Annotated in this window: 19 protein-coding genes; 12 read left to right on the forward strand and 7 right to left on the reverse strand. The window is 58.9% G+C overall.

Features of this window, described 5'->3' with window-relative positions:
* Nucleotides 1–78: 78 nt before the first annotated feature.
* The 4 genes from KUV46_04845 to KUV46_04860 all read left to right on the forward strand — a co-directional run bounded on the left by KUV46_04845 (nt 79) and on the right by KUV46_04860 (nt 4,305).
* Nucleotides 79–669 (forward strand): flavodoxin family protein, encoded by a 591-nt coding sequence (locus KUV46_04845; protein ID QYJ01726.1) that lies wholly within the window; start codon nt 79–81, stop codon nt 667–669.
* Nucleotides 670–763: 94 nt separating this feature from the next.
* Nucleotides 764–1,342, forward strand: a complete 579-nt coding sequence (locus KUV46_04850) for an acyloxyacyl hydrolase (protein QYJ01727.1) — start codon at nt 764–766, stop codon at nt 1,340–1,342.
* Nucleotides 1,343–1,444: 102 nt separating this feature from the next.
* On the forward strand, nt 1,445–2,911 hold the full coding sequence (locus KUV46_04855) for an NAD(P)/FAD-dependent oxidoreductase (protein QYJ01728.1): 1,467 nt from the start codon (nt 1,445–1,447) through the stop codon (nt 2,909–2,911).
* A gap of 98 nt (nt 2,912–3,009) precedes the next feature.
* On the forward strand, nt 3,010–4,305 hold the full coding sequence (locus KUV46_04860; protein ID QYJ01729.1) for an adenylosuccinate synthase: 1,296 nt from the start codon (nt 3,010–3,012) through the stop codon (nt 4,303–4,305).
* On the opposite strand, the gene KUV46_04865 is transcribed toward KUV46_04860, so the two are convergent.
* The 3 genes from KUV46_04865 to rpoH form a co-directional block, all read right to left on the reverse strand.
* Nucleotides 4,302–4,631, reverse strand: a complete 330-nt coding sequence (locus tag KUV46_04865) for an RcnB family protein (protein QYJ01730.1) — start codon at nt 4,629–4,631, stop codon at nt 4,302–4,304. The two genes, KUV46_04860 and KUV46_04865, sit on opposite strands and share 4 nt — an antisense overlap.
* A gap of 69 nt (nt 4,632–4,700) precedes the next feature.
* The gene (locus tag KUV46_04870; GenBank protein ID QYJ01731.1) at nt 4,701–5,510 is read right to left on the reverse strand and encodes an RNA methyltransferase; all 810 of its coding nucleotides are present in this window, start codon (nt 5,508–5,510) and stop codon (nt 4,701–4,703) included.
* 78 nt (nt 5,511–5,588) lie between these two features.
* Complete coding sequence (rpoH, locus tag KUV46_04875) at nt 5,589–6,476, reverse strand: RNA polymerase sigma factor RpoH (protein QYJ01732.1); 888 nt, start codon at nt 6,474–6,476, stop codon at nt 5,589–5,591.
* A 404-nt stretch (nt 6,477–6,880) separates the two neighbouring features.
* Between rpoH and KUV46_04880 the strand changes: the two genes are divergently transcribed.
* Nucleotides 6,881–7,084, forward strand: coding sequence for a twin transmembrane helix small protein (locus tag KUV46_04880; GenBank protein QYJ01733.1), 204 nt, complete (start codon nt 6,881–6,883; stop codon nt 7,082–7,084).
* A 28-nt stretch (nt 7,085–7,112) separates the two neighbouring features.
* On the forward strand, nt 7,113–7,685 hold the full coding sequence (locus tag KUV46_04885) for a cob(I)yrinic acid a,c-diamide adenosyltransferase (GenBank protein ID QYJ01734.1): 573 nt from the start codon (nt 7,113–7,115) through the stop codon (nt 7,683–7,685).
* A gap of 3 nt (nt 7,686–7,688) precedes the next feature.
* Here KUV46_04885 and KUV46_04890 read toward each other — a convergent pair whose 3' ends face one another.
* Entirely contained in the window at nt 7,689–8,165 is a 477-nt protein-coding gene (locus tag KUV46_04890) for a MarR family transcriptional regulator (protein ID QYJ01735.1), read from the reverse strand.
* A gap of 151 nt (nt 8,166–8,316) precedes the next feature.
* Between KUV46_04890 and KUV46_04895 the strand changes: the two genes are divergently transcribed.
* From KUV46_04895 to KUV46_04905, 3 genes are all read left to right on the forward strand, one after another.
* Entirely contained in the window at nt 8,317–8,571 is a 255-nt protein-coding gene (locus KUV46_04895; GenBank protein ID QYJ01736.1) for a DUF3297 family protein, read from the forward strand.
* A 150-nt stretch (nt 8,572–8,721) separates the two neighbouring features.
* On the forward strand, nt 8,722–9,468 hold the full coding sequence (locus tag KUV46_04900; protein ID QYJ01737.1) for an electron transfer flavoprotein subunit beta/FixA family protein: 747 nt from the start codon (nt 8,722–8,724) through the stop codon (nt 9,466–9,468).
* Nucleotides 9,468–10,397: an electron transfer flavoprotein subunit alpha/FixB family protein gene (locus KUV46_04905; protein ID QYJ01738.1), complete on the forward strand. Its 930-nt coding sequence runs from the start codon at nt 9,468–9,470 to the stop codon at nt 10,395–10,397. The genes KUV46_04900 and KUV46_04905 overlap by 1 nt, the downstream gene beginning before the upstream one ends.
* Before the next feature lie 56 nt (nt 10,398–10,453).
* Here KUV46_04905 and KUV46_04910 read toward each other — a convergent pair whose 3' ends face one another.
* Together KUV46_04910 and KUV46_04915 are read right to left on the reverse strand one after the other, a co-directional pair.
* A complete protein-coding gene (locus KUV46_04910) occupies nt 10,454–11,206 on the reverse strand; it encodes a Sir2 family NAD-dependent protein deacetylase (GenBank protein ID QYJ01739.1) in 753 nt (250 codons plus the stop codon).
* 20 nt (nt 11,207–11,226) lie between these two features.
* Complete coding sequence (locus KUV46_04915) at nt 11,227–11,934, reverse strand: glutaredoxin (protein QYJ02348.1); 708 nt, start codon at nt 11,932–11,934, stop codon at nt 11,227–11,229.
* 163 nt (nt 11,935–12,097) lie between these two features.
* Here KUV46_04915 and KUV46_04920 point away from each other — a divergent pair, with 163 nt between their 5' ends.
* Nucleotides 12,098–12,493 carry a MerR family transcriptional regulator gene (locus KUV46_04920; GenBank protein ID QYJ01740.1) on the forward strand — a complete coding sequence of 132 codons (396 nt, stop codon included), beginning with the start codon at nt 12,098–12,100 and terminating at the stop codon, nt 12,491–12,493.
* Here the strand turns inward: KUV46_04920 and KUV46_04925 are convergent.
* Nucleotides 12,487–13,017 (reverse strand): DUF305 domain-containing protein, encoded by a 531-nt coding sequence (locus KUV46_04925; protein ID QYJ01741.1) that lies wholly within the window; start codon nt 13,015–13,017, stop codon nt 12,487–12,489. The genes KUV46_04920 and KUV46_04925 overlap by 7 nt on opposite strands.
* 78 nt (nt 13,018–13,095) lie before the next feature.
* Between KUV46_04925 and KUV46_04930 the strand changes: the two genes are divergently transcribed.
* Nucleotides 13,096–13,824, forward strand: coding sequence for a DUF1211 domain-containing protein (locus KUV46_04930; protein QYJ01742.1), 729 nt, complete (start codon nt 13,096–13,098; stop codon nt 13,822–13,824).
* Nucleotides 13,825–13,932: 108 nt separating this feature from the next.
* The gene (locus KUV46_04935) at nt 13,933–14,811 is read left to right on the forward strand and encodes a 3-hydroxybutyryl-CoA dehydrogenase (GenBank protein QYJ01743.1); all 879 of its coding nucleotides are present in this window, start codon (nt 13,933–13,935) and stop codon (nt 14,809–14,811) included.
* The last annotated feature ends 32 nt before the right edge of the window (nt 14,812–14,843 follow it).

Consider the following 14,843-nt stretch of genomic DNA (forward strand, 5'->3'; position numbering starts at 1 on the left):
TTATGCCTGCCCTGAGGGTTATACTCGGGGCAGGCTTTCTATCTTGGTCTCCATAATCCCTGTTTTCGGAGACCTATCATGACCAAACTCGCTATCGTCTATCATTCCGGCTACGGCCACACCGCCAAAGTCGCAGAACACGTTGCGAAAGGCGCGCGCGGCGTCACCGGTGTAGAGGTTGACCTCATCAAGGCTGACGACCTTCAGAACGCCGAAGAGGGCCCGTGGGACGCGCTCGCATCCGCTGACGGCATCATCTTCGGCTCGCCCACCTATATGGGCTCCAGCTCCTCGGTCTTTAAAAAGTTTGCCGAAGCCTCTTCCAAGGTCTGGATGAATGGGGGCTGGCGCGACAAGATCGGCGCAGGCTTCACCAATTCCGGCTCGCTTGCAGGCGACAAACTCAACACGCTTCAGGAGCTTATGATTCTCGCTGGCCAGCATGGCATGGTCTGGGCAAACTATGGCGCGTTCCCGGGCTACAATACGAGCAAGAGCGACTTTGGCGCTGCGTGGAATCGGGCCGGCCATATGATCGGCCTCGGCACGCAGGCACTGACCGACCTTCCTGCAGACCAGGCCCCTGACAAGGCAGACCTGAGCACGTCGGAGGACTTCGGTCAGCGCGTTGCGGAGATCACGAAACGCTGGGTTGCCGGAAAGGCATAGTTCACACGCGAACTTGCAGCAGATCCCCGAAAAAACTTGACCTTATGCCCGCCCGGTACTCTCTGGGCGGGTATACTTTTAAGGGGAGCTACCCATGAAACGTTTGATTGCACTCGCACTTGCCACGACCGCGATCGCTGCTCCGGCCAGCGCGCAATTCGTTGAAGAGGCGCGCCTTGGCGTGATGCAGCACAATGTCTGCATCCTCGACTGCAAGAATGCCGACAAGGAAGATGGCCCGAACATTGAAGCGGAGCTCGTCTTCGCCAGCCCCGACTTTCTGAGCATACTCGCCAGCCCGCGCCCTTACATTGTTGGCTCCTTCAATACCGCAGGCGACACCAGCTTTGGCGGCTTCGGCTTCATGTGGAACTGGGACTTTGCTGAGGGCTGGTCTCTTGAGCCAAGCCTTGGCTATGTCATCCATGACGGCGCGAATGAAAGCCCATTCCCACAGGGCGATCCGCGCAGCGACGCTTTTGCCCAGGACAACATCTATTTCGGCTCCGACGACCTTTTCCGCACGGGCCTCGCGCTGAACCGCGACCTGACAGATTCAGTCGGCGTACAAGTGCTTTACGAGCACCTTTCGCACGGCCAGATCCTCGGCGATGGCCGCAATCAGGGCGTCGATAATATCGGCGTTCGTGCTTACTTCCGCTTCGGACAATAAACCGGCTCAAGGCTGACGCAGCTTACCCTTCGTCAGCCTTGCATCACGCCAGCTAAACGCGAATTCTCCCTCCCAAGAAACTTGGTTTGAGGGAGAATTTGCATGACTAGGAAGCATGCCATTGTCATCGGGTCCGGTCTTGGTGGGCTGACTGCTGCCATCAAACTGCAGGAAGCCGGGCACACTTTTGATCTGATTGATCGAAACCCGAAAGTTGGCGGCACCTGGTACGAAAACTCCTATCCGGGCTGCGCCTGCGACGTGCCGGTTGCCCTTTATCAGCTCTCCTTTGCCCAGAGCATCAACTGGACGCGCACTTTCCCTCAAGGCCCTGAAATTCAGGCCTATGCCGAGGAGATCGCTGAGCGCTACCAGCTCGCCCCTCACATGCACCTCGGCGATGAGGCGGTCGCCGCCAACTGGGACGAGAACACCAAGACCTGGACCGTCAAAACCGCCAGCGGCAAGACCTTCACTGGCGACATCCTTGTCGGAGGGCTTGGGCAGCTCAACCGCCCGAACTGGCCGACCATCGAAGGGCTCGACACATTCGAAGGCGCAAAAATGCACTCGGCCCGCTGGGACCATTCAGTGTCCTGGGAAGGCAAGCGCGTCGCGGTCATCGGCTCTGCCGCGAGCGCCGTGCAGATTATCCCCGAAGTCGCAAAGACCGCGGGCCACCTGACCGTTTATCAGCGTACACCGAACTGGGTCACACCGCGCCGCGATGTCCCGATCACGCCGCAGGAACAGGCGCTGATGTTCACCCAGCCAGAGGCCGCGATGGATATCGGCGCACGTGGCCGACAGCTCATCTATGACAATGCCGATCATTTCTTCTGGCAGGTCTTCGAATGGACCGACGCCGGGCGCGCCGCCTACACCACAATCGCGACCAACCACCTGAATGAGCAGGTAAAAGACCCAGAGCTTCGCAAGAAGCTGACCCCTGATTATCCGATTGGCTGTCGCCGAATCCTGATCTCAGACGACTATTTCCCTGCCCTGCAACGTGACAATGTCGACCTCGTGACGCAGGCGCCTTCGAAGATAGATGCGAAGGGCGTCACGACACCGGATGGTGACTATCGCGAGTTTGATATCCTGATCTTTGCCACGGGGTTTGAAACAACCGAGTGGAAATGGTCCGTCGATGTGCAAGGCGTCGATGGCAAACATCTCAACGATGTCTGGGCCGATCACCCGTCAGCCTATGCAGGCGTCACGGTGAACGGTTTTCCGAACCTCTTTGTGCTCTATGGGCCAAACACCAATCTCGGGCACAACTCGATCACCTTCATGCTGGAACGGCAGGTCGAGTGTATGATGAAGGCGATCGAGGCGATGGACGCGCAGTCGGCAAAGTCCATGATGCCGAAGAAAGCCGCTCAGGATGACTGGAATGCGCGCATCCAGGCTGATCTTCGTAAAACCGTCTGGGCGGACCCGGCCTGCAACTCCTGGTACAAGACCGATGACGGCCTCATCACCCAGAACTGGTCGTCGCATACCCGCGACTACGCCAAGGCCGTCGAGGCTGTGAAGGTTGAGGATTACGAGCTCAGCTGACGCATTATTTGCCGGACCTTACGCAGGTTCGGCATCTGCGCTCTTGAAATCCGCCCCTAAAACCTTTCAGTGGCGAGCGCACAGATCAGGAGCTTCACATGGCAGGTGTGGTGGTTGTCGGCGCCCAATGGGGCGATGAAGGCAAAGGCAAGATCGTCGACTGGCTCTCGAGCCGCGCCGACACGGTTGTTCGCTTCCAGGGCGGGCATAATGCCGGCCACACCCTCGTGATCGATGGCAAGACCTTCAAACTTGCCCTGTTGCCCTCTGGCCTCGTGCGCGGTGGCAAGCTGTCCGTGATCGGCAATGGCGTGGTCGTAGACCCGTGGCACATGCTGACTGAGATCGCCGGTATTCGCGAGCAGGGCGTCGACGTGTCGCCTGAATCGCTCATCCTTGCTGACAATGCCTCGCTCATCCTGCCTTGGCACAAGGACATCGATGCGGCCCGCGAGGGCGCACTTGGTGCCGCCCAGATTGGCACGACAAAGCGTGGCATTGGCCCGGCCTATGAGGACCGTGTCGGCCGCCGCGCCATCCGTGTGGCAGACCTCGCAGACCCTGCCGCCCTCGACCTCAAGATCGAGCGCCTGCTTGCCCACCACCGGCCACTTCGTGCCGGCGTCGGCCTGCCAGAGCCAGATGGCGAAGCGCTGAAGCAGGAGCTCCTCAAGATCGCGCCGGAAGTCCTCGCCTATGCGCAGCCTGTCTGGAAAACGCTGGATGAGCAGGTCCGCGCGGACAAGCGCATCCTGTTTGAAGGCGCACAAGGCGTGATGCTTGACGTTGACCACGGCACGTACCCGTTCGTCACTTCCTCGAACGTCGTTGCTGGTAACGCATCAGCAGGCGCCGGTGTTGGGCCGGGCGCCATCTCCTACGTCTTGGGACTGGCGAAAGCTTACACCACCCGCGTCGGCTCGGGCCCCTTCCCGACCGAGCAGGACAATGAAATCGGACAACGTCTCGGCACAGTCGGGCGCGAAGTTGGCGTGAACACGGGCCGGACGCGTCGCTGCGGCTGGTTCGATAGCGTGATGGTGCGCCAGGCCTGCGCGACGTCTGGCGTCAACGGCCTTGCTCTCACCAAGCTCGACGTTCTCGATGGGTTTGAAGAGATTAAGGTCTGCGTCGCCTACAAGCTGAATGGCCAGACGATTGACTACTACCCGGCGGGACTCACTGATCAGGCCGCCGTGGAGCCTGTCTATGAAAGCATGCCGGGCTGGAAAGAAACGACGAAAGGCGCGCGCAGCTGGAGCGACCTGCCTGCGGAGGCGGTGAAATATGTCCGCCGCCTCGAAGAACTGGTCGGCAAACCATGTGCGCTGGTCTCGACCTCTCCGGAACGCGAAGACGTCATCCTGATGCGTGACCCGTTCGAGCGGGTCTAGTCCTCAAGTTCGACGATATCGCGGATAAACCCGCTGGTCGGGTTTATCAGGAAGGCAAGCTGCGCGACCTTCACCCATTCAAAGCCGGTATCCGGCTTGCGCAGGCCTGCCCTCTTCCAGTTTTTCACCAGATCGCCGCGATACTGGATCGGCAGGTACTCGCCCCGCTCAAAATCTGACGCGTCCCGGTCATCACCCGCCATTTCCTCACGCGCCGCCTCTGGCTCGTCAAAGGACGCAGGTGGGCCTGCCTCGCTCACGATGGCGAGATTAGAAAATAGCGAAATGACCAGTACGAGGTTCAGCATCGGGGTTGCTCCGTTCATATCCAGAACGGCCCGTGCGGTCAGGCAGTTCCGGCGTAACCCCGCCAACACTGATGATTCATCGATATGTCAGCCCCCGCGAGGCGCGGCAGACGCGTGACAATGGGCCAGTGCGACCGCACCGGCCGTCGCAACATTGATGCTGTCGAAGCCACCCGTCATGGAAATTCTTACCGGCCGGCAGCTGTCGATTAGTCGATCGTCGAGTCCGGGCCCCTCGGGCCCCAGCAGGATCGCTGTCTTCGGTGCAGGCCTCAGACTGTGCAGCTCTTCTGCCGACGCCCGCGGCGTCATGGCCCAGACCTCAAAGCCCTCTTCCAGCAATCTGGATACATGATCCTCACTCCGCCCCTCCTGCACGTAAGGCAGCCAGAGCGCCGCGCCGGCCGAAACGCGGATAGACTTCCGGTAGAGCGGGTCGCAGCTCTGCTCATCGAGCAGCACGCCGCCCGCACCAAAGGCAGCGGCATTGCGAAAAGCCGCGCCGACATTGTCGTGATTGGAGATGCCGTTGAGGACAAGCAGCGTCTCTGCCCCAAGAAGCTGCTCAACTCCGACTGGCTGACCTTTCCGGGCACACGCCAGGACGCCCCGGTGGATCGGAAACCCCGCAACCTGATCCATGACATTTTGCGACGCGACGTAGACCGGCACGCCTTCAGGGACCTGCGCCAAAACTTCGAACAGCGGCTCGACCCGCGATTGCCCTATAAACACGCTCTCAATCTCGAACCGCGACCGCTCCAGCAGGATGGCGAGCGTTACCTTCCCCTCAACGATGAAGCGCCCATCGCTACGGCCAGTGAGGTCGCGCTCCCTGATCGAGACATAGGGGGCAAGGCGCGGGTCGCCAGCGTCACTGATGAAGACAGTTTTCATCGAAGCCTCATCCCACAAACAGAAACGCCCGACCAGTATGAGCCGGCCGGGCGTTTTGATCGTCATTTGAAGGATGCGTCAGGCGCCGACAGGCAGGCCCTGCTCTTTCGCCATACGCTTCATCGCTTTCTGGATTTTCTCGAAAGCGCGCACCTCGATCTGACGGATACGCTCACGCGAGACGTTATAGACCTCCGACAGCTGCTCCAGCGTCTTCGGGTCGTCAGTCAGGCGGCGCTCCTGAAGGATGTGCTGCTCACGCTCAGACAGGTCCGCCATGGCTTCCTGAAGAAGCTCCATACGGCTGTCGAATTCCTGCCGGTTGGCATAGGTATCAGCCTGGGTCGGCTCATCATCGGTGAGCCAGTCCTGCCACTCCATGTCGCCTTCCTGCCCCATCGGCGCGTTCAGCGATGCGTCGGAACCGCTCATACGGCCATTCATGCTGAGCACGTCCTTCTCGGACACGTTCAGACGGGTCGCAATCTCAGTGACCTGATCAGGGTTGAGGTCACCGGCGTCCAGCGCGTTGATCTCGCCCTTGATGCGGCGAAGGTTGAAGAAAAGCTTCTTCTGGGCAGCCGTGGTGCCGAGCTTCACGAGGCTCCAGCTGCGCAGGATGTACTCCTGAATGGCCGCGCGGATCCACCACATCGCATAGGTGGCGAGACGGAACCCCTTGTCCGGGTCGAACTTCTTCACGGCCTGCATCAGGCCAACATTGCCCTCGGAAATTACCTCAGCCATCGGCAGGCCATAGCCGCGATAGCCCATGGCGATCTTTGCCACGAGCCGAAGGTGCGAGGTCACCATTTTCTCAGCAGCCTCAGTGTCTTCATGCTCCTGCCAGCTCTTGGCGAGCATGAACTCTTCCTGCTTTTCCAGCATGGGAAATTTGCGGATTTCGCTGAGGTAGCGGCTCAGTCCCTGCTCTGGGCTGAGTGCAATTGATGTTTTAACAGCCATCGGCTTTTGTCTCCGTATCTACAGGTACTGACCCATTCGTCCGGCATCAGTTCCGTATCGGCCCTGGAGAAAGCTTGTAGCCCCGATCATCGGCAGCGTCTCTCCCCCTTAAGCGCATTTGCATTATCGCGCCGCTGCATAAATGGGTAGGCCGGAGTGCATTTGGAAGGGGTAAACCATCGAAAAAACAACGATCAAGGCGGTCTGTCACGATCGTGGGCCAATTAACTATCAGGCGCTCTTGTCGCACTAGGTGGATCGCTCAGGCGTGGTCTTTTCCCGCCGTTGAGATGAAGTCTTTGTTAGACCTTCCCTGCACCTCCAGCTGCGTCGAGTAAGCGCAGAACGCTGCCGATGACATTTCACACCGACTGACCTACATCAGCGGCTGGAAGGACATTCAAATGATCAATCTGCTCACGATCGGTTTCTATATTGCCATAGCGGTGCTGGTGATCGTCCTTGTTGCGGGGGTCGTGAATCTCACCCGCACCGACGACGCGCAGGCAAGCCGGTCCAACAAACTGATGCGGCTGCGCGTTCTGGTGCAGGCGATTGCGATCGCACTACTCTGCGCGCTTGCGCTTGCGGCGGGCGCCTTCAGCTAAAATTGGCAAGACCGCGGGAGACCACCCCATGGTAAAACTCGACAAGATCTACACGCGCTCCGGCGACAAGGGTAAGACACGTCTTGCGACGGGGGAACTGGTCGACAAGTGGAATCCACGCGTTACCGCCTATGGCAGCGTTGATGAAGTGAACGCTGCGCTCGGCGTCGCTGTCCTCAGCGCCGATGGCGAGATGAAAGCGCAGCTTCAGCGCATCCAGAATGACCTGTTTGACCTCGGCGCAGACCTTGCGACGCCGGAACGCGACAAGCCGCTCGGCTTTGAGCCCCTGCGCGTTGTTGCAGAGCAGACCAAGCGTCTCGAAACCGAAATTGACGCCATGAACGCCGATCTGACGCCACTGGACAGTTTCGTACTGCCGGGCGGCACGCCGCTGGCCGCTCAACTCCATGTGTGCCGTACGATCTGCCGGCGTGCCGAACGCGACATCGCAAAACTGGTCAGCGACCAAAGCGAAATCGTCAGCGAGCACGCGCTGACCTTCATCAACCGGCTGTCCGACTGGTTTTTTGTCGCTTCCCGCTTCGCCAATGACAAGGGCAAGGCCGATATCAAATGGAAGCCGGGCGCAAACCGCTAGACTCTAGCTGTCCTGAATATTCAGCGTCTCGCTGAGATGGCCATTCAGACCTGATACGATCTGCTGAAGCGACATCCACTCGCTCGCGGAAATCTGCGCCGCGACTTCACTCAGCACGGGCCGGGCTGCGGCGTCGCAGGATGCTTTGATGTCTCGTCCCTCCTGCGTGAGGGTTACAAATCTGGCCCTGCGGTCACCCGGCTTCGACCGCGTCTCGACAAGTCCACGCCCGCGCAGCTTCGCCACCGTCGAGGACATGGTCGGTTGTGAGACCGTGTGGGTTTCGGCCAGCTGCGTGATGGATAATCCGTCGCTCGTGGCGAGCGTATTCAGGACGGCGTACTGCGCAACGGTCACAGGACCGGGCAGGCGGGCCGCAACAGCGCAGTCGGTCATGTGAGCCAGTCGCCCAACCTCCCGAAGCACAGCGGCGGCCATGTCGTCCCCACGCCTGGCGACGACTGTATTTTCATCCGTCATCTGAAGTTTCTCCACCCACAACCGGCCGTAACTACTTCTGGGAGGCGCAAAACGAGAATTAATTTTTGAAAGTTTCCAGACGAAAACTTGCCACACGATCCGCGGCCAAATCCGGGTTGAGTTGCGCCAATATTAGAGGCATTGAAGCGCCATGACAGACACACCTCCAGACAGGCTCAGCCTGAATCCTCGCAGCCGCTTCTATGATGAAGCTCTGATCCGCCGCGGCGTTGGCGTCCGTTTCAAGGGCCAGGAGCGGACTAATGTTGTCGAATACTGTCTCTCGGAAGGCTGGATAAAGGTCGCCGCGGGCAAATCTCTCGACCGCAAGGGCAACCCATTGACCCTCACCCTGAAAGGGCCAGTCGAAGTCTGGTTCGAGGATGTCGAGGGCCAGGAAGAGTAGCCTCGCCAGAATACGAACGCTGAAAGTTGCCCATCTCCGGGGATCAAGACAGCGGCGAAATGACCTTGAAGCCGCCGCAGCGCTTGATTGTTGCACTGCGCTTCTCTAGGTCATCACGAGTTTAACAGGGATAGAAACAGGAGCCAGCCTATGAAGGTGCTCGTACCCGTAAAGCGGGTCATCGACTACAATGTGAAGGTCCGCGTTAAATCTGACCAGAGCGGTGTAGACCTCGCCAACGTGAAAATGTCCATGAACCCCTTCGACGAAATCTCCGTCGAAGAAGCCGTTCGCCTGAAGGAAAAAGGCGCGGTTGAGGAGATCGTGGTTGTATCCATCGGCCCACAACAGGCGCAGGAAACCCTGCGGACCGCTCTCGCCATGGGCGCCGACCGCGGCATCCTGATCAAGACCGACGACACGGTTGAGCCGCTGGCTGTCGCCAAGATCCTTGAGAAGGTGATTGGTGAAGAGAACCCGGAACTCGTGATCCTCGGCAAGCAGGCAATCGACGACGACTCTAACCAGACCGGCCAGATGCTGGCTGCCCTGCTTGGCTGGCCGCAAGGCACGTTTGCGTCGGAAGTCATCCTGGAAGACGGCAAGATCAACGTCACCCGCGAGATCGATGGCGGCCTCCAGACGCTTTCGCTGCAGACCCCGGCCATTGTGACGACGGACCTCCGCCTCAACGAGCCGCGCTACGCGTCTCTGCCAAACATCATGAAGGCCAAGAAAAAGCCGATCGATGAGAAGGCACCAGGCGATTATGGCGTCGACACCGCCGCCCGCCTCAGCGTCGTCAAAGTGACCGAGCCACCAGTTCGCGAAGCCGGTGAGAAGGTCGAAGACGTCTCTGAACTGGTCTCCAAACTCAAAGCTAAGGGAGCGATCTAATGGCTGTTCTCGTTATTGCTGATCACGACAACGCAACGCTGACGGATGCGACGCACAAGACTGTGACCGCTGCCAAGGCCTTCGGTGGGGACATCGACGTCCTCGTCGCTGGCAAGGGCGCAGGCGATGTTGCTGCTGCTGCCGCAAAGATCGACGGCGTCCGCAAGGTTCTCCACGCCGAGGGCGATGCTTATGAAAAGCAGCTCGCCGAAGCCATGGAAGCCCTGATCGTCCCGCTGATGGACAGCTATGATGCGCTGTTCTCGCCTGCCACTACGATGGGCAAGAACGTCACGCCGCGCATCGCAGCAAAGCTCGACGTCATGCAGATTTCCGACATCACCGGCATTGAAGGCACCGACACGTTCGAGCGCCCGATCTATGCAGGTAACGCGATCATGACGGTCAAATCGTCCGACGCGAAGAAAGTCGTCACCGTCCGCGGTACGGCGTTCGACGCGGCTGGCGAAGGCGGCTCTGCTTCGGTCGAGACGATCGACGCACCAGCTGGTCCGTTCAAATCGGCTTTCGTCGAAGAGAAGATCGTCCAGTCCGACCGTCCAGAGCTGACCTCCGCAAAGACCATCGTGTCTGGTGGCCGTGCGCTTGGCTCCAAGGAAGAGTTCGACCGCCTGATGATCCCGCTGGCAGACAAGCTCGGCGCCGGTATCGGTGCTTCGCGTGCTGCAGTGGACGCAGGCTATGCGCCAAACGACTATCAGGTCGGCCAGACCGGCAAGATCGTTGCGCCAGAACTTTACATCGCCATCGGTATTTCGGGCGCCATCCAGCACCTTGCTGGCATGAAGGACTCCAAGATCATCGTTGCGATCAACAAGGACGAAGAGGCACCAATCTTCCAGGTTGCCGATTACGGCCTGGTTGCTGACCTCTTCAATGCTGTGCCGGAGCTGACCGAAGCGGTCTAAGCTTTCGCAGCATAAGACAATACAGAAGCCCCGGGCGTGACGCGTCCGGGGCTTTTCTATGCGGCCTCAAGCTCTTTCATGACCTCATCCATCAGCGCGCCAATCTCTGTGTTGAGAACGAGGCTCGCATAGGGGTCGAGGTCCGTCGGCTCGCGGTTGATGATGACGAGACGTGCGCCTGCACGCGCCGCCATCACCGGGATCCCGGCCGCCGGATAGACAACGAGGGATGAACCGAGCACGATGCACAGATCGCACGACTCCGCCTCAGCTGTCGCACGCGCCATCTTGTCCTCTGGCATGGCCTGTCCGAACGAAATGGTCGCCGTCTTCAACAGGCCCGCACACGAGGCGCAGACAAGCTCTTCGTCATTCTCCCAAGGTGCGCGTAGCTCTTCGAACTCATGGCGCATGCCGCAATCGAGGCATTTGGCGTAGGAGGCATTGCCATGGATCTCGATGACCTTGTCATCGGGCACGCCTGCATCCTGATGGAGGTTATCGACATTCTGCGTCACGACGGCGCTGACCTTGCCCTGCTTGACCAGTTCAGCAATTGCATAGTGGCCCGTATTCGGACTCGCTCCGACCCAACCAGCGGTGCGATTGAAGACACGCTTCCAGCCTTCGCGGCGCGCATCACGGTCCGACACAAAGTCCTGGAAATAAATCGGTTTCATCTTCGACCAGACGCCGCCCGGGCTTCTGAAGTCAGGGATGCCGCTTTCGGTTGAGATACCCGCGCCCGTGAAAACAAGGACGCGGTCGGCGGCGCGGATCATCTCCGCTAGGGATTTAGCATTGCTCATGGACTGACCTTATCCCAGCGTCAGAACAGCATCCAGAGGCCCATGGCGATCATCATGAGATTCTCTGTCAGCGAGACAAAGCCGAGCGGTACGTTCGAATTACCGCCAACACAGGCGCATTTGAGCTCCCGCTTGTCGATATAGACCGCCTTGAAGACCGAGATTGCCCCAATCGAGCCAATCAGGATCGCAACAGGCGCGGCGAGCCAGATCAACGCCCCCGCAATCATCAAAATGCCAGCGAAAGCTTCGGCGAAAGGGTAGACGAAGGCGTATCGCACGTCGCGCTGGGCCAAGAGGTCATATCCCAGGAACTGGTTCTGGAAGGCGGTCAGGTCCTGCAGCTTCTGGATGGCGAGCACACACATCGCGATCGCGATGAAAAGTTCAATCGCGCGGAAGGTGAAGATCGTCCCGGACGCCAAATAGCTCACCGCCAGCGCCATCAGGAATGAGGTCGCAAAGATAGCAATGACCGGCGTGTAGCTGGTCTTGCCTTCCTTGTCAGCGGCTGTCGACTTGCCGAAGTACCGACGCAGATCGTCATGACCGCCAATCCGTTCCCCATTGATCCAGGTCTGCGGCGTCGTCTTCACGTCATGCTGTTGCTTGAAGGCGTCGGTCTCCTCACGCGTGGTGAGGTGGTTGTCCTCAATCTCAAATCCTTCACGCTTGAGAAGGTCGCGCGACTTCAGCCCGAATGGACAGATATGCTTGTCCATGACCATCCGGTAGAGGACGGCCTTGTTTGGCCCACTGCGTTCAGCGGGGCCCATTGCGATGTCATGTTCTTTCACTGCGTCAGACATTGGTGTCACAACTTCCTTTGAGTGCGGTCAATGACCCCTATATCGGGTCTGTACCATGGTACGGAGTCAAGAGATGAATGATATGACGATTGGCCAACTCGCCGAGGCTGGCGGCGTTGGCGTTGAAACCATTCGCTATTATCAGCGCCGGGGCCTGCTCGAGGTTCCTGAGGTGCGCCCTCAGCAAGCTCATACGAGGACAGTCAGGCGCTACAACGCTGACGACCTGAAAACGCTTAACTTCATTCGATCGGCCCAAAAAGCCGGGTTTACCCTTTCGCAGATCGAAGAGCTTCTCGAACTCGACGCAAGTCAGGACAGACGCCGGGCCCGGAAAATCGCTGAGGAAAGGCTCGCAGCGCTCGACGCAGAAATCACGGCGCTACAGAAAGCTCGCCAGAGCCTGATCAAGCTATCAAACGCCTGCGCCGAAGGGCCTGCTGGCCCCTGCCCCATTCTCTCCGCCTTTGATCACTGAGGGTTCAGCTCACCCTCAAACTCCGGTAGCGGGCGCGCCTCAGCTTCTTCTTCGGTCGACGCAACGCCATTTTCCGCAATGTCGGCGATCAACCAGTTCATCTCTTTGATTTCCTTGCGCTGCGCCCGGATAATCCCGTCTGCCAGCTCGCGCACACGCACATCCTCGATATTCGACCGCTCACTCGTCAGGATGGCGATGGAGTGGTGGGGAATCATGGCTTTCATGTATGAGCGGTCGCCAACCGTCGTCTGGCTCCGGACTAGATAAAGCGCCCCTAGAAGCATCAGGGCGCTACCGGCAAAAATGGCGATGTTCGCCTTCGTGTTCTTGTACATGCCCAGCATGTAGCCAAGCATGACGATCGCCATCGCACCGCCCATGATGAAGGTCATATAGAAGCGGGTTTCGCTCCAGCGAACATGCTCAAAGGCGTAGGTGTTGAAATACATCAGCGCGAACATGACGAGCATGGACGTCAATATCATCGCGCCAAATCGGAAATAGGAAGATGAAGTATTCATCGGTTGTCCTCCACTTTCTTTCTTATTGGAGAAGGTATCGCGCTCCGCTAAGTTCCAAGAAAATCCGGGGAAAGCTTGATGCTGCGCGAAGCGATCAACCGTGAACTAGACCACGATCCACGCTTTACCTGGCGCGGCGGGTCGGTCACACGCATCGAGAATCTCTCAGACATCGTCTTCGCGCTCGCGCTGGGCATGATCGTTTCCTCAGGCGCCAGCCCGACCACCTTCTCAGAGCTGACCAGCCACCTCTTCACGATCATTCCCGTGACCGCAGCCTTCGCGATCCTCTTCGTGATCTGGAATGCCCATTACATTTTCTTTCGCCGCTATGGCGTCGCGGATGGCTGGATCATCTTTCTGAACTGCATTCTTCTCCTTCTGATCCTCTTCGTCGCCTATCCGCTGCGATACATCTTCGATGGGCTCTTCGGCTATATCGTCGGCGCCGCGACCGGTGATTGGGAAAGGCTGGAGTCCGCGGGGCTCAGCTATCGCACCTCGGGCATCACCATGGGCTATTTCGCGCTCGGCTACGGGCTGATAAATCTGGTCATCAGCCAGATGTACGCCCACACGCTGAAAATGGCTGATCTTCTTGATTTGAGCGACATGGAGGTGGCGATCACGAAGCAGTCGGTCTGGTATTACCGAACGGAGATACTGATCGTTGTGCTGGTCGGCGTTCTTGCCGTCTGGACGCCAATGACAGCCTTTGCAGGTTTCCTCATGATCCTGACATGGCCGGCCTCATGGTTCATTCACAAGCGATTTCCGCTGCCGCAGTCGACGGGCGAGGAGAGCTAGTATGCCGCCTCCGCCAATGGCCATGTGCGCACAGGGCTTGATATTTGACGCGCTGCACAATCACTCTAGAAGCAGAGAATTGACTATCTTCGCCATCTGGAGGGCGGAATGAGTGAGATCGCACGCATTGGTGTTGTAGGCGCAGGTCAGATGGGCAATGGCATCGCCCATGTCTGCGCACTGGCCGGTTATGACGTCCATCTGAACGACATTTCTGAGGACGCATTGTCCGCAGGAATGAAGACGATTGAAGCCAATATGACCCGGCAGGTCTCACGCGACATGATCTCGCATGAGGATATGTCGAAGGCGATGTCGCGCATCCATACCAGCACATCGCTCGACGGCTTCGGCGACGTCAATCTTGCGATCGAAGCGGCCACGGAAAAGCGCGAGATCAAGGAAGGCATCTTCAAATCACTCTGCGATGCCGTTCCGGCGAACGCCTACCTCGCAACGAACACCTCCTCCATCTCGATCACGCGCCTTGCGGCGACGACCGATCGGCCGGAGAAGTTCATCGGCCTGCACTTCATGAACCCTGTGCCGCTGATGAAGCTGATGGAAGTCATTCGCGGCCTGGCCACCGATCAGGACACGTATGAAATGGCGCTCACTTTTGCCAAGCGCCTCAACAAGACGACCACGAACGCCGAAGACTATCCGGCCTTCATCGTGAACCGCGTCCTTGTCCCGATGATCAACGAAGCGGTCTACGCCCTCTATGAAGGCGTCGGCACCGTCGACAGCATCGACACGGCCATGAAGCTCGGCGCAAACCACCCAATGGGGCCACTGCAGCTTGCAGACTTCATCGGCCTCGATACCTGCCTTTCCATCATGCAGGTCCTCCATGATGGTCTTGCCGATACCAAGTATCGCCCTTGCCCGCTTCTGGTGAAATATGTCGAGGCCGGCTGGGTCGGCCGCAAGGCAGGCCGCGGCTTCTACGACTATCGCGGCGACGCCCCGGTCCCGACCCGCTAGGTCCGGACCACGCGCCCTTCATACACACGGCT

Source organism: Thalassovita mediterranea (assembly GCA_019448215.1).
Classification (GTDB): domain Bacteria; phylum Pseudomonadota; class Alphaproteobacteria; order Caulobacterales; family Hyphomonadaceae; genus Henriciella.